The organism is Oricola sp., assembly GCF_965230365.1.
GTDB lineage: Bacteria > Pseudomonadota > Alphaproteobacteria > Rhizobiales > Rhizobiaceae > Oricola.
This window is the reverse complement of record NZ_OZ246003.1, coordinates 4,045,760-4,065,899: the sequence shown is the minus strand read 5'-3', so window position 1 is coordinate 4,065,899 and position 20,140 is coordinate 4,045,760. Positions and strand designations below refer to the sequence as shown.

17 protein-coding genes and 1 riboswitch are annotated in these 20,140 nt (G+C 62.4%); of the genes, 10 read left to right on the top strand and 7 right to left on the bottom strand.

All coding sequences use genetic code 11. From position 1 onward, the window contains the following. The first annotated feature begins 2 nt into the window (after nucleotides 1-2). Complete coding sequence (phoU, locus tag ACO06R_RS19655; RefSeq protein ID WP_421854233.1) at nucleotides 3-722, top strand: phosphate signaling complex protein PhoU; 720 nt, start codon at nucleotides 3-5, stop codon at nucleotides 720-722. Nucleotides 723-739: 17 nt separating this feature from the next. Then, nucleotides 740-1,432 carry a phosphate regulon transcriptional regulator PhoB gene (gene phoB / locus ACO06R_RS19650; RefSeq protein WP_421854230.1) on the top strand — a complete coding sequence of 231 codons (693 nt, stop codon included), beginning with the start codon at nucleotides 740-742 and terminating at the stop codon, nucleotides 1,430-1,432. A gap of 58 nt (nucleotides 1,433-1,490) precedes the next feature. Here the strand turns inward: phoB and ACO06R_RS19645 are convergent, their stop codons facing one another. After that, complete coding sequence (locus ACO06R_RS19645) at nucleotides 1,491-2,021, bottom strand: GcrA family cell cycle regulator (protein WP_421854227.1); 531 nt, start codon at nucleotides 2,019-2,021, stop codon at nucleotides 1,491-1,493. 333 nt (nucleotides 2,022-2,354) lie between these two features. On the opposite strand from ACO06R_RS19645, the gene ACO06R_RS19640 reads away from it, so the two are divergent. The 5 genes from ACO06R_RS19640 to ACO06R_RS19620 all read left to right on the top strand — a co-directional run bounded on the left by ACO06R_RS19640 (nucleotide 2,355) and on the right by ACO06R_RS19620 (nucleotide 10,373). Next, complete coding sequence (locus ACO06R_RS19640; protein ID WP_421854224.1) at nucleotides 2,355-3,542, top strand: aspartate aminotransferase family protein; 1,188 nt, start codon at nucleotides 2,355-2,357, stop codon at nucleotides 3,540-3,542. Between the two features lie 50 nt (nucleotides 3,543-3,592). Next, nucleotides 3,593-4,513, top strand: coding sequence for an ornithine carbamoyltransferase (gene argF / locus ACO06R_RS19635; RefSeq protein WP_421854221.1), 921 nt, complete (start codon nucleotides 3,593-3,595; stop codon nucleotides 4,511-4,513). A gap of 29 nt (nucleotides 4,514-4,542) precedes the next feature. Further along, nucleotides 4,543-5,502: an Hsp33 family molecular chaperone gene (locus ACO06R_RS19630; RefSeq protein WP_421859528.1), complete on the top strand. Its 960-nt coding sequence runs from the start codon at nucleotides 4,543-4,545 to the stop codon at nucleotides 5,500-5,502. Nucleotides 5,503-5,604: 102 nt separating this feature from the next. Then, on the top strand, nucleotides 5,605-6,975 hold the full coding sequence (locus tag ACO06R_RS19625; protein ID WP_421854218.1) for an efflux RND transporter periplasmic adaptor subunit: 1,371 nt from the start codon (nucleotides 5,605-5,607) through the stop codon (nucleotides 6,973-6,975). Beyond that, nucleotides 6,972-10,373 carry an efflux RND transporter permease subunit gene (locus ACO06R_RS19620; RefSeq protein WP_421854215.1) on the top strand — a complete coding sequence of 1,134 codons (3,402 nt, stop codon included), beginning with the start codon at nucleotides 6,972-6,974 and terminating at the stop codon, nucleotides 10,371-10,373. The genes ACO06R_RS19625 and ACO06R_RS19620 overlap by 4 nt, the downstream gene beginning before the upstream one ends. A 9-nt stretch (nucleotides 10,374-10,382) precedes the next feature. Here ACO06R_RS19620 and ACO06R_RS19615 read toward each other — a convergent pair whose 3' ends face one another. Together ACO06R_RS19615 and apaG are read right to left on the bottom strand one after the other, a co-directional pair. Next, the gene (locus ACO06R_RS19615; RefSeq protein WP_421854212.1) at nucleotides 10,383-11,846 is read right to left on the bottom strand and encodes a TrkH family potassium uptake protein; all 1,464 of its coding nucleotides are present in this window, start codon (nucleotides 11,844-11,846) and stop codon (nucleotides 10,383-10,385) included. Beyond that, the gene (gene apaG, locus ACO06R_RS19610; protein ID WP_421854209.1) at nucleotides 11,843-12,235 is read right to left on the bottom strand and encodes a Co2+/Mg2+ efflux protein ApaG; all 393 of its coding nucleotides are present in this window, start codon (nucleotides 12,233-12,235) and stop codon (nucleotides 11,843-11,845) included. Before apaG ends, ACO06R_RS19615 begins: the two co-directional genes overlap by 4 nt. Nucleotides 12,236-12,382: 147 nt before the next feature. Between apaG and ACO06R_RS19605 the strand changes: the two genes are divergently transcribed. Next, nucleotides 12,383-12,997, top strand: a complete 615-nt coding sequence (locus ACO06R_RS19605; protein WP_421854206.1) for a CDP-alcohol phosphatidyltransferase family protein — start codon at nucleotides 12,383-12,385, stop codon at nucleotides 12,995-12,997. Here ACO06R_RS19605 and ACO06R_RS19600 read toward each other — a convergent pair. Beyond that, nucleotides 12,994-14,184, bottom strand: a complete 1,191-nt coding sequence (locus ACO06R_RS19600; protein WP_421854203.1) for an O-succinylhomoserine sulfhydrylase — start codon at nucleotides 14,182-14,184, stop codon at nucleotides 12,994-12,996. The two genes, ACO06R_RS19605 and ACO06R_RS19600, sit on opposite strands and share 4 nt — an antisense overlap. 59 nt (nucleotides 14,185-14,243) lie before the next feature. Beyond that, nucleotides 14,244-14,321: riboswitch (SAM riboswitch) on the bottom strand. Between the two features lie 57 nt (nucleotides 14,322-14,378). Between ACO06R_RS19600 and ACO06R_RS19595 the strand changes: the two genes are divergently transcribed. After that, on the top strand, nucleotides 14,379-15,482 hold the full coding sequence (locus tag ACO06R_RS19595; RefSeq protein ID WP_421854200.1) for a 2'-deoxycytidine 5'-triphosphate deaminase: 1,104 nt from the start codon (nucleotides 14,379-14,381) through the stop codon (nucleotides 15,480-15,482). Nucleotides 15,483-15,492: 10 nt separating this feature from the next. Here the strand turns inward: ACO06R_RS19595 and ACO06R_RS19590 are convergent, their stop codons facing one another. Both ACO06R_RS19590 and ACO06R_RS19585 read right to left on the bottom strand, forming a co-directional pair. Beyond that, nucleotides 15,493-16,263 (bottom strand): ion transporter, encoded by a 771-nt coding sequence (locus ACO06R_RS19590; protein ID WP_421854197.1) that lies wholly within the window; start codon nucleotides 16,261-16,263, stop codon nucleotides 15,493-15,495. Nucleotides 16,264-16,347: 84 nt separating this feature from the next. Beyond that, nucleotides 16,348-18,369, bottom strand: coding sequence for a glycosyltransferase family 2 protein (locus tag ACO06R_RS19585; RefSeq protein ID WP_421854194.1), 2,022 nt, complete (start codon nucleotides 18,367-18,369; stop codon nucleotides 16,348-16,350). Nucleotides 18,370-18,443: 74 nt separating this feature from the next. Between ACO06R_RS19585 and ACO06R_RS19580 the strand changes: the two genes are divergently transcribed. After that, a complete protein-coding gene (locus ACO06R_RS19580) occupies nucleotides 18,444-19,361 on the top strand; it encodes a transporter substrate-binding domain-containing protein (protein WP_421854191.1) in 918 nt (305 codons plus the stop codon). Here the strand turns inward: ACO06R_RS19580 and ACO06R_RS19575 are convergent. Then, on the bottom strand, nucleotides 19,269-20,117 hold the full coding sequence (locus ACO06R_RS19575) for a sterol desaturase family protein (protein WP_421854188.1): 849 nt from the start codon (nucleotides 20,115-20,117) through the stop codon (nucleotides 19,269-19,271). The genes ACO06R_RS19580 and ACO06R_RS19575 overlap by 93 nt on opposite strands. Nucleotides 20,118-20,140: the final 23 nt, after the last annotated feature.

Here is a 20,140-nt window from a genome sequence, read left to right as displayed (position 1 = left end):
CGATGGATACCAACCACACCATCACGGCTTTCGACGAGGACATGAAGTTTCTCGCCCACAAAATCGCCGAGATGGGCGGTCTCGCCGAGCGAATGGTCGAAAACGCCATTCGCGCGCTCGTCCGCTCCGACCTGCAACTGGCGCAGAAGGTGATTACCGACGACGCCATGCTGGACGAGTCGCAGGCTTTGCTCGACGAGAAGGTGGTGCTGGTCATCGCCCAGCGCCAGCCGGTGGCGAGCGATCTGCGCGAAGTGGTGTCGACGATCCGCATCGCCTCCGACCTCGAGCGCGTCGGCGATCTCGCCAAGAACATCGCCAAGCGCGTTGTCGCGATTTCCGAGCGCGGCCACTCGCTCAACCTCGTCCGCGGCATCGATCACCTCGGCGAACTGGCTCTGGCGCAGCTGAAGGAAGTGCTCGACGCCTATGGTGCGCGCTCGGTGACACGCATCAACATGATCCGCGATCGCGACGACGAGATCGACGCCATGTACACCTCGCTGTTCCGCGAACTCCTCACCTACATGATGGAAGATCCGCGCAACATCACGACATGTACGCACCTCCTGTTCTGCGCCAAGAACATCGAGCGGATCGGCGATCACGCCACCAATGTCGCGGAGTCGGTCTATTACATCGTCACGGGTGAGCAGCTGTCGGCCTACCGGCCCAAGGAAGACAAGACACATCGCATCGTCGTGGACGAAGCCGACGTGTGATGCATGGGAGCATACGCATGGCCAATCAACCCAAGGTCATGGTGGTTGAAGACGAGGAAGCGCTCGGCATCCTCCTGAAATACAATCTTGAATCGGAAGGCTATCGCGTCGACACCGAATTGCGTGGCGACGACGCCGAAATCGCGCTGCGGGAATCGCTTCCCGATCTCCTGATCCTCGACTGGATGCTTCCGGGCCTGAGCGGCATCGAGTTGTGCCGTCGGCTGCGCATGCGCACCGAAACGCAGCGCCTGCCGATCATCATGCTGACGGCGCGCGGCGAGGAGAGCGAACGCATCCGCGGCCTGTCGACCGGCGCCGACGACTACGTGGTCAAGCCGTTTTCCACGCCGGAACTGATGGCGCGGGTCAAGGCGATGTTGCGCCGGGCACGGCCCGAAATCGTCGCCAGTGTGCTCAAGGTCGGTGAACTGGAACTCGACCGCGAAACCCACCGCGTCTATCGCAACGGTCGCGAGATAAAGCTCGGGCCGACCGAGTTTCGCCTGCTCGAATTCTTCCTGCAGGCGCCGGGGCGCGTCTTCTCGCGCGCCCAGCTTCTCGACGGGGTGTGGGGCGAGGACATCTATGTCGACGACCGCACAGTCGATGTGCATATCGGCCGACTGCGCAAATCGATCAATTTCGGCAAGCTGCGCGACCCGATCCGCACGGTGCGTGGCGCCGGCTACTCGCTTGAGGCGGTGTAACAGCAACAAAAAAAAGGCGCCGTTTCCGGCGCCTTGTGACGGTTGCAGACCCTTGGTGTCAGCTCTTCTTTTTACGTTCCGACGAAGGCTGGAACGCAAGTTTCGCGTGATACTTGCAGTAGGGCGAGCCGTCTTCCGTGTTATGACCGCAGAAGTAGAAATCGTCCGACAACGGGTCGCCCTGCGGCCACTTGCAGGTGTTTTCCGAGAGTTCGAGCAGGGTCAGCTTCCTGGAGATCGGGACGACGATGTCCTCGATCGGCCGCGTATCGGCCTCGGCCAACGCTTCCAGGCCGACTTCGCGTTTCATCACCGTGGCGCCGACCGCCCGCGTGACCGTTGTCGTTGCTGTACGGCCGCCGCCATAGCCGCCATTGCGCGGCGCCGACGGCCGGGGTGCGGCGGCGCGCTTGGTTTTCGGCGCGCCCGACGAGGGCGCCTTGGCGCGTCCCGACAGCTTGAGCCGGTGCACTTTGCCGATCACGGCATTGCGGCTGACACCGCCAAGCTGCGCCGCGATCTGGCTCGCGCTCAGGCCGTCGCTCCAGAGTTTCTTAAGCATCTCGACGCGTTCGTCAGTCCAGCTCACTAGCCTCTCCATCCTTTTCTGCTGCGCAGAATCCTTCCCCGTTGCTCGGTTTGCGTCCCAATAAACCGGCCTGATTACGCGAAACTTTGGAATTTTACTGCGCGGTTTCCCGCCACACCCGCAAGCTACTATGCCGTCAGACTCGCTGACAAGAGTCCGGGCCGAAGCGGGAATCCGTTTTCGCGGTTTTCAACAACTTGCGCCGGGGCAGCTTGATCGCCGCGGTTTCTCGGCGCGGACGGCCGGAATTGACAGGTTACCCGGTGCCACAATACAAAAGGAGCCGCCGCCGCAACGGGCGGCTTTTTTCTTTTTTCGCACCTGAGAAAGACAATGACCGACCAGTCGCCGCTCTATAATACCTATGCACGAAGCGAGTTCGCGTTCGACCATGGGGAAGGTGCATGGCTGGTCGATGCGCGCGGCGAACGCTACCTCGATTTCGGCGGTGGCATCGCGGTCAACGCGCTCGGCCATGCCCATCCGCATCTTGTTGCAGCGCTGCAGGAACAGGCGGCGAAGCTCTGGCACGTCTCCAATCTCTACGAGATCCCGGAACAGACCCGGCTCGCCGGCCGGTTGGTCGACGCCACCTTTGCCGACCGGGTGTTCTTCACCAATTCGGGCGCCGAGGCACTGGAATGCGCGTTCAAGACCGCGCGCCGCTACCATTATGCGAAGGGCAATCCGGAGCGTTGGCGGATCATCTCCTTTGAGGGCGCCTTTCACGGCCGCACCATCGCCACCATCGCCGCCGGCGGGCAGCCCAAATATTTGGAGGGCTTCGGTCCGAAGGTCGACGGTTTCGACCAGGTGCCGTTCGGCGATCTGGAGGCACTGAAACAGGCGATCAGCGAGGAGACGGCGGCGCTGGTCATCGAGCCGATCCAGGGCGAGGGCGGCATTCGTGTGGTCGCATCCGATTTCATGCGGGCCCTGCGCGATTTGTGCGACCGCAACGGACTGCTGCTGATCCTCGATGAGGTGCAAAGCGGCGTCGGCCGGACGGGCCGTTTCTTTGCCCACGAGTGGTCGGGCATCGGACCGGACATCATGGCGGTCGCCAAGGCTATCGGCGGCGGTTTCCCCATGGGGGCGTGCCTGGCGACGGAAGAGGCGGCAAGCGGCATGGTTCCCGGTATCCACGGCACCACCTATGGCGGCAATCCGCTGGCCATGTCGGCTGGCAATGCTGTCCTCGACATCGTTCTCGCCGACGGATTTTTCGACGGCGTCAATGACCGCGCCAACCGGCTCAAGCAGGGTCTTGCGTCGCTTGTCGATCGCTATCCTGGCGTCTTCGAGGAAGTGCGCGGCCAGGGGTTGATGCTCGGGCTGAAATGCGTCGTGTCGAATGTCGCCCTTGTTAGGCAGCTTTACGCCAACCATATGCTAACCGTTCCGGCGGGTGACAACGTGGTGCGTATATTGCCGCCGCTTGTGATCACCGATGAAGAGATCGGCGTGGCGCTGGACCGTCTTGAAGCGGCCGCCGCCGAACTCTCGCAACAATCCGAATAGCAACGCGGAACGCCTCTGCGCCGCCGCACCAATATCTGGGACCAATACCAATGAGCGTTCGCCATTTTCTCGACATTGCCGGGGTTGCTTCCGGCGAACTCCGGTCGATTGTCGAGGCCGCGAAGACCCGCAAGGCGGCGCAGAAGGCCGGCACGGCCGACAAGCCGTTGCAGGGCAAGGCGCTGGCCATGATCTTCGAGAAACCGTCGACGCGCACCCGCGTCTCCTTTGACGTCGGCATGCGTCAGCTTGGCGGCGAGACGATCATGCTGACCGGTAACGAGATGCAGCTTGGCCGCGACGAGACCATCGCCGATACGGCGCGCGTGCTGTCGCGCTATGTCGACATCATCATGATCCGCACCAAGGAACATGACCGGTTGCTGGAACTGGCGAATGCGGCGACCGTGCCCGTCATCAACGCGCTGACCGACGACACCCATCCTTGCCAGATCATGGCCGACGTCATGACGTTCGAGGAGCATCGCGGCGCGATCGATGGCAAGCGCATCGCTTGGTCGGGCGACGGCAACAACGTCCTGCACTCTCTGATCGAGGCCTCGCCCCGCTTCGGCTTCGATCTCTCCGTCGCGGTTCCCGAAGGCAATGAGCCGGTGAGCCGCTATGTGGATTGGGCGCGCGGCGAGGGTGGCCGCGTCGAAATCGGGAATGATCCGGAAAAGGCCGTTGCCGGTGCCGACTGCGTCGTGACGGACACCTGGGTGTCCATGGGGCAGGAGGAGAAGGCGCGTGGCCACAACATATTCATGCCCTATCAGGTCAATGAGCGTCTGATGGAGCAAGCCGACGAAAACGCGGTGTTCATGCATTGCCTGCCGGCGCACCGCGGCGAGGAAGTTACCGATGCCGTCATCGACGGCCCGCAGTCGATTGTGTTCGACGAGGCCGAGAACCGGATGCACGTGCAAAAAGCGATCATCGAATGGTGCATGAGCGGGGGCGACACGTGACGGCAGGCCTGCACGCCAGATCGGATCTGATGGGAGCCGATCCGTTGGACGCGGTGGTACCGTTTCAGGTCGACGCGCTGGATGCGCGCGGCCGTGCGGTGATGGTCGGGCCGATGCTGGATGGCATTCTGGACCGCCACAATTATCCAGAGTCGGTCGCCCGCCTGCTCGGCGAGATGATCGTCCTGACGGTCCTGCTTGGCACTTCGTTGAAGTTCAACGGCAAGTTCAGCGTACAAAGCCAGACCAACGGGCCGGTTGCCCTGCTGGTCGTCGACTTCTCGACGCCCGACTCCGTTCGCGCCTATGCCCGCTGGGATGACGATGCGGTCGCCGCAGCGGTTGAGGCTGGCGATGCCGGTCCCGAAGCGCTTCTTGGCAAGGGAATTCTGGCGCTTACCGTCGATCAGGGCGCATACATGCAGCGCTACCAGGGCGTCGTCCAACTGGACGGCTCGACGCTGGAAGAGGTGGCGCGCAACTATTTCCGCCAATCCGAACAGATACCGACCGAGCTTAGGCTCGCTGTCGCGCGGTTGGTTGTGCGCGGCAAAGACGGCAAGAGCAAAAGCCACTGGCGGGCTGGCGGCATCCTCGCCCAATTCCTGCCCGATACGCCGGAACGCATGCGCGGAGCCGATCTGCATCCCGGTGAAGTGCCGGAAGGTGTCTCCGTTCCCGGCCATGTCGAGGACGATGCATGGACAGAAGTCAAGGCGTTGCTCGATACCGTCGCCGACGACGAACTGGTCGATGAAGCGGTTGGCGTTCACACGCTTCTATACCGCTTGTTTCACGAGCGCGGCGTTACCGTCAGCGAACCGGGGCCGGTGCGTGACCGTTGCACCTGCTCGCGCGAGCGGGTGGCCGAGGTCTTGCAATCGCTATCGCCGGACGAGCGAGCCGAGTCCATCGAGGGCGGCGAGATCAAGGTCAAATGCGAATTCTGCTCCGCCGAATACCGGTTCCAGCCGACCGAGTTCGATTAACCGCGATTTTATCTTGCCATCGTCGCGGGCCGGGCAGATGAACATTTGGTAACTTGCAAGTTCGTACACGCGCGTTACATCTGCGGTGCGAAAGGCAATTCGATGCTGAAATCCTTGAAAGATCGTGAGGGCTTGGCCGAAGAGGCCCACCCCGCGACCGAAGACGGCATGTCGAAACCGGCGCCGTCCCGGTCCGCCGGTGTCGTCCGCGCTTTCGCTCAGCTAGCCTTGATGATCGTGGTTCTCGCGGTGTCTGCCTACCTGATGGAATCACTGGTGGCACAACGTCCGGAACGCACCGGTCGCCCCCAGGTTTCCGCCGCCATACCGGTCGAGGCGGTCGCCGCCACACCCGCTATCGAGCGCCCGAGGATCCGCCTTTATGGCGAAATCGAAGCTGCCAGGATCGTCGATTTGCGTCCGGCTGTGGCCGGCGAAGTGATTTGGGTCAACCCGGCGCTTCGAGCCGGTTTGAGCGTCAGCGAAGGCGACACGCTATTCCGGATCGACCGGTTTAACTACGAGGGTCAGCTCACCGAAGCCGAGGCCAATCTTGCGCAGACCGAAGCGGCCATCGTGCAGGGGCAGGCGCGTATCTCGGCCGAACAGGAACAGTTGACCTTTTCCGAAAGCCAGCTCGAACTGGCCAGCGCCGATTTGACCCGCGCCCGCACGCTTGCCGAAACTGGCGCGCTCACCACCAAACAGGTCGAGGACCGCGAGTTGATCGTCAGCCAACGCGAGCAGGCCGTCAGTTCCCGGCGCAGCAACCTGGTGATCGAGCAGGCCAGCCTGGAACAGCAGTTGGCGACGCGCGACCGGTTGCGCTGGCGCGTTCGCCAGGCGGAACGCGATCTTCGCGACACCGAGGTCGTCGCGCCGTTTTCCGGGATCGTCACGCGCTCCGATGTCGAACTGGGCCGCATTGTATCGGCGAGCGATGCCACCGTCTCGCTCTACGACGGCACGGCGCTGGAAGCGCGGTTTACCCTGACTGACGCCCAATATGGGCGGGTCGCGGTCGATGACGATCCGCTGATCGGTCGCGACGTCGATCTGATTTGGACCGTCGGTGGCATCGACTATTCCTACAGGGCGCAAGTTGTCCGCATAGGCGCGGAGATCGCCTCTGCCCGTGGCGGCGTTGACGTGTTCGCGCGGCTTGTTCCGGACAATGCCGACGTCAATATCCGGCCGGGCGCTTTTGTCGAGGTCAGCGTGCCAGACCGGCGCTATGTTGACGCGTTCCGCCTGCCCGAAACGGCGCTCTACGACGCATCGGCGGTCTATGTCATCGTCGATGGCGTTCTAAAGCGGCGTACTGTCACCGTTGCGGCCTATGATAGCGCCGATGTGATTGTGACTGAGGGCCTTGTTGCCGGCGAGACGGTGCTTGTGACCCGCCTGTCGCGCATCGAAGACGGTCTCAAGGTCAGTGTCCCGTCCGGCGTTTCGGGACAGCCGGCGCAATGAACGTTCCGGCGTTTGCGCCCGGCCGCGGGCTGGTCGGCACCTTTATCCGCCATCCCAACGCGGCCAACCTGTTGATGGTGCTGATGCTGCTGTTCGGCGCCTTTGCGCTCGCCCGCATCGATACGCAGTTCTTTCCGACCATCGAAAGCCCGAACGTCTCCGTGACCATAGCCTGGTCCGGCGCGAGCGCCGAGGATGTCGAGACCAACATACTCGCCTTGGCCGAGCCGGCTGTGCGGTTCCTCGAGGGCGTCAAGGAAATGAACTCCTATGCCCGCGAGGGATCGGCGTCGATCCGGCTGGAATTCATCGAAGGCTACGACATGCAGAAGGCGGTCGCCGATGTCGAGACCGCGATGAAGGGCCTGACGACCATGCCCGATGAGGCGGAAGACCCGACGGTGACCCGGTCGCGCTGGTTCGATCGCATCGCCTCGGCTTCGATCAGCGGCGATGTGCCGGAGGAGGATTTGCGCTATTGGGCCAAGCGCATGCGCGACGATTTGCTGACGCGCGGCGTCGACCGCGTGACCTTCACCGGGCTGCGCGATCCCGAACTCCAGGTCTCGATACCGGAGCGCGAACTCCGCCGGCTCGAACTGACGGTCGACGATGTCGCGCGCGCCATATCGTCCAACAGCCGCGACCGGCCGTCCGGCAATCTGGAAGGTGCGCTCGATCGCCAGTTGCGCACCGTGGCCGATGTCGAGACGCCGCAGGCGCTTGGCGCCGTCGAGGTCAAATCGTATCCCGGCGGCGAGAAGGTGCTGCTGGGCGATATCGCCGGCATCGGGGCGGGCTTCGAGAGCGATGCGGTGCGCGGGGTATCGCGTTCCGGCGGCGCCATTGAGCTCGATATCATGCGCTCGGAGCAGACCAACACCCTGACCGCCAACCGCATCCTGCAGGACTACATCGCCGAACTGCGCCCGCAACTGCCGACCGGGCTGGAACTGCAGATCTACGAGGTGCGCGCCGACGCGCTCAGCGAGCGCATCATGCTCCTGATCAAGAACGGAGCCGGCGGCCTGGCATTGGTCGTCCTCGTCCTCTTCCTCTTCCTCAACGCCCGCATCGCCTTCTGGGTCGCCGCCGGCATCCCGGTGGCGATGATGGCGACGCTCGGGTTGATGTATGTGTCCGGCCAGTCAATTAACATGATCTCGTTGTTCGGCCTGATCATGATGCTGGGCGTCATCGTCGACGACGCGATCGTGGTGGGCGAGCATACCGACACACGCTTGCACCTTGGCGATGAGCCGGTCGTGGCCGCCGAAAACGGCGTCGGGCAGATGCTCGTGCCGGTGATGGCGGCGATCGCGACAACCATCGCGACGTTTTCGCCGATTCTGCTGATCGGCGGAACGATTGGCCAGATCATGGGCGTTCTGCCGCTGGTGGTCGTTGCAGTTGCCATCGCGAGCCTCGTGGAGTGTTTCCTGATCCTGCCGGGGCATCTGTCGCATGCGATGTCGCGGCGGCGCGGTGTGCGATGGTCCTATTGGCGGCAGTTCGTTCTGGCGCTCATACTGACCACATTCGCGGTGGCGTTTCTGACCCGTGCCGGCGGCGAGGGTGCTGCGGTGACAAGTCTCCAGATGTTCGCCGCGCTGGACGAATGGCGGCAGGGTATCGATCCGGTTGCTGCGGCGGTCCTCGTCGCGGTTCTGGCGCTGGCGTTCGCGAGCGCCGTCGAATGTGTCATCTACTGGTTGCAACGGCTTGGCGGCGGGGGGAAGGAGTATCGCGACGGCTGGTTCCGGCGTGTTTTCGACGCCGGTTTCGACTGGTTCCGCACACGCCCATTCGACGCTCTCGTGCGGCTGTCGTTTCGCTGGCGCTATGTCACGGTGTCGACCGCGATTGGCTTGGTCATGATCGTGCCATACGGTTTGTGGGCCGGCGGCCACGTCAATTTCGTGTTCTTCCCTTCGCCGGAATCGGAGAACATTCGTGGCAACGTCGTCTTTAACGCAGGCATTCCCGAAGCTGACGCAATCGCCGCAATCAACCGGATCGAAGACGCCTTGTGGCGCGCCGACGACAGGCTGCGTGGCGACGGTCCGAGCCTTGTCCGTGCGACCTTTGCGACGCTGGGCGCTTCCGGTATCCAGCGCGGTGACAATGTCGCCCGGGTCAAGGTGCAACTGACATCATCGGAGGTCCGTACGGTTCGCACGCCCGATATCGTTCGTGCGTGGCGACAGGAAGTTCCCGAGATACCGGGCATCCAGAGGTTCTCCATTCAGCAGACACGCGGCGGACCGCCCGGCGCTGACATCGATGTCGAGTTGAAGGGGAGTTCGATCTCGGTGTTGAAGGTTGCCGCTGCCGATGTCACGGCCGTCGTCGCAGCCATCCCGGGTGTGTCCGGTGTCGAAGACGATCTTCCCTACGGCAAGCCGGAACTGGTGATGACCCTCAAGCCCCGTGGCGCCGCGCTCGGATTTACGCTGGACGCGGTCGGCACGCAAATTCGCAACGCTTTTGAGGGAATCGTTCCGCATCGGTTCGCGCGCGGCGATGACGAGGTCGCCATCCGGGTCGAACAGACCATGCGCGAACAGGGCACGGCTGCGCTGCGCGGCATGCAGTTGCGTGCCTCCACCGGTGAGTATGTGCCGCTGACCGAAGTGGTCGAGTTGCGCGAGACGCAGGGCTTCGCCGTAATCCAGCGACGCGAAGGCAAGAGTACGATTTCCGTCACCGGGGATATCGATACCGAGATCAACAACACCGATGCGGTGGTCGGCCAACTGGAGGAGTCAGGCGTCCTGGCCTCCATCGCTCGCAAGCACGGCATCGAGTACGAGTATGGTGGCCGCAGCCGCGAGCAACGCGAAGCGTTTCGCGACCTCGGCATCGGGACGGTGGTCGCCCTCTCGGTTGTTTATATCATCCTTGCCTGGGTATTCGGCAGCTACTTCCAGCCCTTTGCGGTCATGCTGATCATACCGTTTGGGATCGTCGGGGCGGTCGCTGGCCACTGGCTGATGGGTTTCGACCTGACAATGCTCTCGATGATTGGTCTACTTGGCCTGGCCGGGATCCTTGTCAATGACTCGATCATTCTCGTCGCCCGTCTCAATGAGCGTATACAGACCGGCGAAAGCCTGCCCGAGGCCAGCGTCGGCGCCAGCCGTGATCGCTTGCGCGCCGTGCTCCTGACCTCGCTGACGACGATAGGTGGATTGGTGCCGCTGCTGTTTGAAAAGAGCATCCAGGCACAGTTCCTGATGCCGATGGCGATCACCATGGTCTACGGCCTTGCCACGGCGACATTGCTGGTGCTGTTCCTCGTCCCGGCATTGATCGGTATCGGCGACGACATTCACCGTGTTCTTTCCGCACTGTACGGCCATCGCCCGGCGCGCCGTGCTGCCGTCGCCGGCGAATGACCCTTCCGGTCAACTGCGCCAGAACTGCGGCAGAAACAACACCAGCACTGTAAACAGCTCAAGCCGCCCCAGCAGCATGCCGAGCGAAAGCAGCCATTTCGCTGTGTCGTTGAGTGACTGATAATTGCCCGCCGGACCGATGATGTCGCCGAGCCCGGGACCGACATTCGAAATCGCCGACCCGGCGCCCGACATCGCCGTCAACAGGTCGAGACCGGTCATCTGCAAAGCGATCGAGAGGACCGCAAAGGTGGCGAGATAGAGGAAAATGAAGGTTGTCACGGCGAGCGGGACACGTGGATCGAGCGGCCGGCCGTTGAACCGTTTGACGAACACGCCGTGCGGGTAAAGCACGCGCGCCAGACGTTCTCGCACCTCGGCGAACAGCACCTGGAACCGGAAGATCTTGATCCCGCAACTGGTGGAGCCGGCGCAGCCGCCGATGAACATGATAATGAAGAAAAAGGCGATCGATTGCGCGCCCCAAAGTCCATAATCTGCCGATGCGTAGCCGGTGCCAGTCATGATCGACACGGTGTTGAAGACCACCGCCCGGAACGCCCCGGGGCCGCCGAACAATTCGGTCAGCGTCTGTTCGACAACAAGCCAGCCGATGAGCACGAGCAGCGCCAGCACGGTCAGGAACGTGCGCACCTGCTGGTCCCTCCAGATTGCCAACGGCCGGCCCTGCAGGACCTGGATGTAGAGCAGGAACGGTATCGAGCCGACAATCATGAACACGACGGCTACCCATTCGATCGCCGCATCCTGGTAAAAACCGATCGAGGTGTCGCGGGTGGAAAACCCGCCGGTCGCAACCGTTGTCATGGCATGGATCAGGGCCTCGGCGGGCAACATGCCGGCGATCATGTAGGCCACCGCGCAGATCGCAGTGAAGGCGACGAAGATCAGTGTCATCGAGCCGGAAATCTGCGTTGCGCGCGGCAGGATCTTTTCCGGCGTGTCGAATGCCTCGGCCTTGAACACCTGCATGCCGCCGATCTGCAGCATCGGCAGCACCGCGACCGCCATGACGATGATCCCGAGGCCGCCGAGCCATTGCAGCATACCGCGCCATAACAGGATGCCGGGCGGAGCATCGTCGAGTCCGGTGATCACGGTCGCGCCCGTGGTGGTCAGCCCGGACATGGCCTCGAAGAATGCGTCGGTATAGCTCGGTACGACACCGGACCACAGGAATGGCAGCGCGCCGGCGGTCACGAGCGCGATCCAGACGACAACCGTCATAAGCATCGCTTGGCGGGTCGAGAGCGTCCGCGACATACCCCGCGTCGCGGTGTAGAAGGTCACCCCGACCAGTGTCGTCGCCGCTGACGAGGCGGCAAACACCTGCCAGTCCGGATTGCCGGCAATCGCATCGACGAGCGCGGGAACCAGCATGGTTGCTCCAAGTGCCGTCAGCAGGATCCCGGTCACCAGCACCACCGGACGAAGGTCGAGTACGAGCGTCAATGGACCGTCCGGATGTTGTCGGGAAGGTCGAGCGAAAACGCCGGAACATTGACAGTAAAGCTGCTGCCATCGTCCCGGCGCATCGTATACTGCCCGATCATCATGCCCGACGGCGTGTTGAGCGGACATCCCGACGTGTACTGATAGCTGTCACCCGGCGACAAGACCGGCGTTTCGCCGACGACGCCTTCGCCCTCGACTTCTTCGGTCTGGCCGATGGCGTTGGTAATCCGCCAGTGGCGCCGCTCGAGTTGTACGGTGTCTTGCGAGGAATTGGCGATCACGATGGTGTATGCCCAGACATATCGGTGCGCTTCTGGATCGGACTGTTCCTCCAGATAATGCGGTTCGACGGTAATCTCGATCCCGTTCGTAATCTCTCGGTACATAACCGAGATTTAACCGAAGCGGTTTTCGGAGAGAAGCGCTCAATTGGGTGCAATACACGATAGATTGACTGGACTTGAACGCGTTTTCGGTGACACCGGGTCTTTGTCACTGTATCGCGTTGCGCAACAGAACCTGAGGAAACAGCGATGCTTGATGGCGCCGTGCGCGTTAGGATCGAACCGTGGATCAATGCCTTGGCCAGGACAGTCGCGCCGACCGGGATCAGCGCGAACGCGATCACGGTAACCGGGCTCGTCATCGGAATGGGTGCGACCGCGGCAATCGCATACCAGCTTTACCTGGCCGGCGCCGCCCTGCTTCTGATGAGCCGGCTATTGGACGGGCTCGACGGGGCTGTAGCAAGGATCAACGGCAAATCGGACTTCGGCGGTTATCTCGATATCGTGCTCGACTTTGCGTTCTACGGGTTGATCCCGCTCGGTTTCGTGCTGGCCGATCCGCAGGCCAATGCGGTCGCCGGCGCGGTGCTCATACTGTCCTTCTACGTCAATGGCGCCAGCTTCCTCGCCTTCGCCATCATGGCCGAGAAGCACAAGCTTGAGACCGATGTCCGGGGCGAGAAGTCGTTTTTCTTCTCCACCGGTCTGGCCGAGGCGACCGAGACAATCGTGGTATTCGTCGCGTTCTGCCTGTTACCCGACTGGTTCTCGGTTCTCGCCTATGTGTTCGCCGCCGTGTGCTTCTACACCGCTGTTTCGCGCATCGTCATGACCGGCAACATGTTGGCCGGAAGGGATTAAACGGCTGCGGCCAGCGCTTGGTCGCAATCGGCGACGAGATCGTCGGCGTCCTCCAGACCGACCGAAAGTCGCACCAAGCCGTCGCTGATGCCCAACTCGGCGCGCACCTCTTCAGACAAGTTCTTGTGGGTGGTCGTCGCCGGGTGCGTGACGAGGCTTTTGGCGTCGCCGAGGTTGTTGGAGATGCGGACGATCTTCAACGCGTTCTCGAACGCGAAAGCTGCCTTCTTGCCGCCCTTGAGTTCGAAAGCCACCAGTGTCGATCCGCCTTCCATCTGCTTGGGAATGATATTGGCCTGCGGATGGTCAGGGCGACCGGGATAGATCACGCGTCCGACTTCCGGACGTTCTGCCAGGAAGTTGGCGATACGTCCGGCATTCGATGTTTGTGCCGCGACCCGCAATGGCAAAGTCTCCAGCCCCTTGAGCATGACCCACGCGTTGAACGGACTCATGGAGGGGCCGGAATGTCGAAAATAGTCATGCAGGTGCTCGTCGACCCACTCCTGGTCCGACAGCACGACACCACCAAGACAACGCCCCTGACCGTCGATGTGCTTGGTGGTCGAATAGACGACGATATCGACGCCGAGTTCCAGCGGTTTCTGCAGGATCGGGGTCGCGAAAACGTTGTCGATGATGACCTTGGCGCCGACAGAACGGGCAACCGCCACGACATGGGTGATATCGATGACTTCCAGCGTCGGGTTGGTCGGGCTTTCGAAGAACAGCACCTTCGTGTTGGGGCGCACACCCTGTTCCCAGGCCGCCGGATCTGTGCCGTCGACGAGGGTGATCTCGACGCCGTAGCGCGGCAACAGCGTTTCGATAATCCACCGGCAGGAGCCGAACAGCGCCCGCGCCGCGAGCACGTGGTCGCCTGCCCTGACTTGGCACAGGATCGAGGCCGAGACCGCCGCCATGCCCGAAGCCATGGAGCGCGCCGCCTCAGCGCCTTCCAACGCGCACATGCGCTGCTCGAACATCTCGTTGGTCGGATTGGCGTATCGCGAATAGATGAAGCCATCGGCTTCGCCCTTGAAGCGCGCCTCTGCGGCTTCCGCGCTCTCGTAGACGAAGCCCTGCGTCAGGAACATCGCTTCAGACGTTTCGCCGAAATGCGACCGCAGCGAGCCGCCATGCACCATTTGCGTCGAGGCACCCAGTTTACGCCAAGTGTCAGTCATGTCGCGCCTCCATAAAAAAACCGGCTTTGCGCCGCCGCAAAACCGGATCACATGCAGTCAAGACTGTGCTCGCGGCCTTTTAGCGACTTGTTTTACGTGGCTGCAAGCCGACCGGCCAAATCACCACGAATTTGCTGTCCATAAGACTTCGCACCGCTTGCGTCAACAAATTCGCTCGCCGATTGTGCCGGCCAATGACAACCACAGATGATAACGTTTCCGGCGGTATTTTGCCGGACAGCGCAATCCGGGCGCTGTTCGAAACCTCGGCGCTCGCATCGCAGCGGCCGCTCGATGTTGACCAGATCCAGCCGGCCAGCCTCGACCTGCGGCTTGGCGAGACCGCTTATCGCGTTCGCGCCAGCTTCATGCCGGGGCGCGATTTCAGCGTCGTCGACAAACTTGAGCAACTCAAGCTTCACGAAATCAGCCTCGTCTCGGGCGCGGTGCTCGAAACCGGTTGCGTCTATATAGTGCCGCTGCTCGAACGCCTAGCTCTGCCGTCGCAAATTGCCGCCTCCGCCAACCCGAAAAGCTCAACCGGACGGCTCGATATTTTCACCCGCGTGATGACGGATCGCGGCGTCGAGTTCGACAAGGTGCCGGCTGGCTATGAGGGGCCGCTCTATCTGGAGGTTAGCCCCCGCACCTTTCCGATCGTCGTGCGCACCGGATCGAGGTTGTCGCAGATCCGGTTCCGTTCGGCGGACACGGTTCTCGGTGCGTCCGAACTGGTCGCTCTGCATGCCGCCGAGACGCTTGTCGCCGACGACGATCCTATTATCTCGCATGCCGGGATCGCGGTTTCGGTGGACTTGACCGGCAATGCCGACGGCCTGGTTGGCTATCGCGGCAAGCACCACACAGCGGTGGTTGACGTCGACAAGCGCGCCGCCCACGACACGCTGGATTTCTGGGAGCCGCTCTATGTTCGCGGCCGCAAGGAACTGATCCTCGATCCCGACGAGTTCTATATCCTGGTCTCGCGCGAGGCGGTCCATGTGCCGCCGCTCTATGCCGCCGAGATGACACCGTTCGATCCGCTGGTCGGCGAATTCAGGGTGCATTACGCCGGCTTTTTCGACCCCGGTTTCGGCCATAGCGCGGCTGGCGGCTATGGCAGCCGCGCCGTGCTGGAGGTGAGAAGCCACGAGGTGCCATTCGTGCTGGAAGACGGACAGACCGTCGGCCGCCTGGTTTATGAGCGGATGGAAAAGCGGCCTGACAGGCTCTATGGCGTCGATCTGAAGTCGAACTACCAGGCGCAGGGCCTGAAGCTTTCCAAGCATTTCCGCTGACGCGGACCGATCAGTCGGCCCGCAGGGCCCGCACTTCCTCGCGCAGCTTGCGCAGTTCCTCGAGAATCTGTGCCTGGTCGTCATGAATTGACGCCCGGTCGCTCGCCGCTTCCTCCTCATGCTCCTTTTGCATTGCCGAGACCACGACACCGATAAACAGGTTCAGCACGGTGAATGTCGTGCACAGGATGAACGGTATGAAGAAGGCCCAGGCCCACGGAAATTCGTCCATGACCGGGCGCACGATCCCCATTGACCAGCTTTCCAGCGTCATGATCTGGAACAGCGAGTAGGCTGAGGCAGGAATCGAGCCGAACCACTCGGGAAACGCAGCCGCAAACAGCTTGGTTGCCATCACCGAAAAGACATAGAAGAACAGTCCGAGCAGCAGCAGGATCGATCCCATGCCGGGGAGTGCTGTCAGCAACCCGCCGATCACCCGGCGCAGCGACGGCACCACGCTGACCAGCCGCAACACGCGCATGATGCGTAGCGCGCGCAAGACCGAGAACGCGCCGGCATCGGGGACGAGGGCGATCCCGACCACGACGAGATCGAAAATCCTCCAGGGACTGCGGAAGAAGTCGAGTCGGTAGACGATGAGCTTGATCAGCAGTTCGACAACGAAGACTGCGAGCACGGTCCGGTCGAAGGTGAGGATCGCCGGACCGACCATTTCCATTACGCGCGGCGATGTCTCGAGGCCGAGGCTGACCGCATTGGCGATGATGAGCGCGATGATGAAGTGTTCGAAACGCTTCGATTCTACGAGTTGTTTCATTCGCTGAATGGTCGTCATTTCCGCCGGCTGTTCGCTGATCTGGGATTTTAGCGGCGGGTGTCGCCGCTCGTTGACCACCGGATATCACAGGTGGTGGAATTCGCCATCTGGATCGTGGGCCTTGTGCGGCGTTTTTTCCCACAGGAAGGGCTCTTTGACGAATTGGTACACCGCCCGCCAAGCGGCGACGGAGGCAAGCAGCCAGTAAAGCGGGGCTGCAGGCAGCGTGCGCAGGGTCAGCGAGCGGAGCTGCGGATTGACGGTTTGCAGGCACAGTGCCGCATGGATCGCCAGGCTGGCGCCGATATTGGTCCAACCCAGTGCCGCGAGCCAGACATATGACGGCGGTAGCGGCACGTTGAGGCTCGCCATGACTGCGACCATAACGACGGCGATGATCGTCAGCGGGTAAAACAACGTCGAAATAACCGTTCCGGCCAGCAACGTATGCATGACGCCCACCCCGGCGAGGCGTCCGCCGCCATACAGACGACGCATCCGCCTGGTGCGAACCACCCAGGTTTGCAACCATCCCTTGATCCAGCGTGTCCTTTGGCGGATCCAGACCGGTATGGTGTCGGGCGCGTCTTCCAGGGTCGGCCGGCCGAGTAGTCCGACATGGTATCCGGCATGCCACATCCGGAAGCCGAGATCGGCATCCTCGGTGACATTGTACGGATCCCAGCCGCCGCAATCCTCGATCGCGCTGCGCCGGAAATGCGTCGATGTGCCACCGAGTGGGACTGGCAGGTTGCGGTCTGCCAACCATTGGAGAATGCCGTTGAACAGCGTGGCATACTCAAGATGAAACATAATGCCGAGCAGGTTGCGCCGCGGATTTGCGATCAGCAGCGGCGCCTGCAGCGCACCAAGGCGGTTGCCGGATGCGCGGAAGACCTGCCAGGCTTCCTCGATCTGATCGGGGTGCGGTCGGTCTTCGGCGTCGAACAGTGTCACATAGGTGCCCCGGCAAAAGGGCAGGGCGAAATTCAGCGCTTTGGGTTTGGTTTGCGGTCCAACCGGCGGTGTCTCGATAATTTCGAAACGCGCATCGAGGCGCTGTGCGGCAAGGGCAGCGAGCGTTTCCTTGTCGCCTTCCTCGCAAACGATCTTGAACTCAAGCTTGGTGGCCGGCCACCGCAACTGACGCAGCGCGCGTATAAGATCCGGCACGACAGGCGCTTCCTGATAAAGGGCCACGATGACCGAATAAACAGGCCGCGCCGAATTGGGAAACTGCTCCAGCGCGCGATACGGTTTGCGCCGGTAGGAAAGCGTCGCAGCCGCCCGCAGCACCACGCAGGACAGGAAGAACGCCGACAGCAGGATGTGTGCCGCAAGGAATGTCATGCCGGGATTGAACAGGAGGCCGATCACAAAGCTTGCTACGAGGACGCCGACAGCCAGCCCGTGCCAGGCGCCCGCTCCGAACTTGGCGGAGTTCTGCGCGCTGTCGGTGGCCAACCGCTCGCTGGCGAGGCCCGCCAGTGCGTGTCGGTTTTTCCTGACAACCGCCGCCCGGAGTGCTGACGGCGTGGTGATGCGTGGCGACGGCAGCTTGCCGAGCTGGGCAGCGAACCGTGTGGTACCCGCAAGGCCCGCGGCTGGCGCAACGCAAAGGGCCACGCCGCCGCCCCGGATGCGACACCAGGCGACCGCTCGCGACACGCGGCCCCGATCGTCGTCAAGCACTTCGATGAGGTCCGCGGGATCGAGAAAGGCGATGCCATGGTGATCGGCCAGCGTGCGGTAGTAGGCATCCTCAGTAATCTGGCCGTGTGCGATCAGTTCAGCGGCGGCCGACGTTCCATTTAGAGCGGCCAGACAAGTGGCCTGGGCAAGGAGCCGGCGCGGGAAGTGGTGCCGCGCTAAATAGCCCACGCTGGCGCACAGCCGGTCGTCGCCGACATCGTTCCGGTTCTCGCGCGCGTGCTGGGGCGCAATGCCGGCGATTTGGCCGGTAACCGGCTCCTGTCGCATCTGAGCAGTCGAACGCATGGACTCTGCAACTTGAACCCGAATTGGCGTGTCCCCCGCTTCAGCAACGCCAAGCAAAAGCAAGTATAACTGTGTTGCGAACAATAAGGGGTCAGAAATAAAAAACAAGTTCCGTTGGGCGATGAAGCGGGGCAGGTACGGAGGGAACTGGCGCGCTTGCGCCGATTGCGCTAAGGCGGGTCATGTTCAAGAAGATGGTCCTTGGCGCGGTCGCCGCAGTCACCCTTGCCGCATTCGCGCCCGCTGCCGCAGAGGATGCACCACGGCTTTTCGACCCGAGCAACCGGCTGACGCGGCCGGATTTGTCGGGATTGCCGCGGCTGCGCTTCCTGACCACGCTTGATTTTCCGCCCTTCAATTTCGCGGACAACAGCGGACGCGCGGCCGGTTTCAACATCGATATCGCCCGCGCGATCTGCCGCGAACTGGAGATCAAGGCGAAGTGCGAGTTGCAGGCGATGCCCTGGGACGAACTCGACGTGACGCTTGATGGCATGCGCGGCGAGGCGATCATCGCCGGTCACCGCATCACCTCGGCGTTGCGCGCAGAGCGCGACCTGTCCGCGCCATACTTCCGCTTTCCGGCACGCTTTACCGCCCGCACGGATTTCGACGTCGAGCGTCCCGACATGTCCTCGATCGCGCTGCGCCGCCGCGTCGCGGTCGTCGAAGGCAGCGCCCATGCCGCCATGCTCAAGGCGTGGTTTCCCGATGCCCGCGCCGTTCCGATGCGCGATATGGAGGCCGCCTACCAGGCCTTGCGCGACGGCGATGTCTCGCTGCTGTTCGGTGATGGCGTGGCGATCGCGTTCTGGCTTGCCTCAACCGCGTCCGATGCCTGCTGCCGTTTCGTATCCGGGCCATTTATGTCTGACCACTTTCTCAGCCCCGGCATGGCCATCGTCATGCGGCAGAACAGCGCCGGGCTCTCCCAGGCCATGGATCACGCGCTCAGCAAGATCGAGGAAAACGGCGTCTACCAAGAGATATACGACCGCTACTTCCCGCTAAGTCCCTTCTCGGACATCGCTCCCGCCCGCACGCCGCCGGCCGGGATTGGGCAGGAAGGGGAGGCGCAGCGCCCAGACGAGACCGGATGACTGCGGTCCGCGATACTCGCGCAGTCCTATCTCCATGCGTTCGTGCCCCAGTTTCGGTTGCGCGACATAGGTCCGAAATAGCCGATCCCAGATCGAGAAGTTGAAGCCGTAGTTGCTATCGGTTTCGCGCGGGGTGCTGGAATGGTGCACGCGGTGCATGTCCGGCGTGACGATCGCCAGCCGGATAAGCCGGTCCGCCCGGCGCGGCAGGTCGATATTGGAATGGTTGAACATCGCCGTGCCGTTCAACACGATTTCGAACAGCAGCACGGCCATGACCGGCGCGCCGAGCGCGACGACAATGCCGGCTTTCCAAAGCATCGACAGCACGATTTCCAGGGGATGGAAACGCAGCGCCGTCGTGACGTCGAAGCCGTTGTCGGCATGGTGCATGCGGTGAATACGCCAGAGGATCGGGATCTTGTGGCTTGCGAGGTGTTCCAGCCACACGGCGAAATCGAGGATCAGGAATGCCAGCATGCCGGCGATCAGCGGATGGACGCCGAGCGCCGGAAACAGACCCCAGCCATTCTGGTCCGCCCATATGGCGGTTCCGACGGCGGCCGCGGGAAAAACGATACGCAGACAAAGCGACGACAGCACCACCATCGACAGATTGGTGAACCATCGCTTTGACTTGAGTGCGCCGGTCATCTCTTCGCGCTCCAGCCGCGGCGACCACAACTCGTAAATCGCCATCGCGGCAAAGATGCCGACAAAGGCACCGAGCCTGATTACCGGTTCATACTGTTCCATCAAGCGCCCGCTCGTCGTGTCTC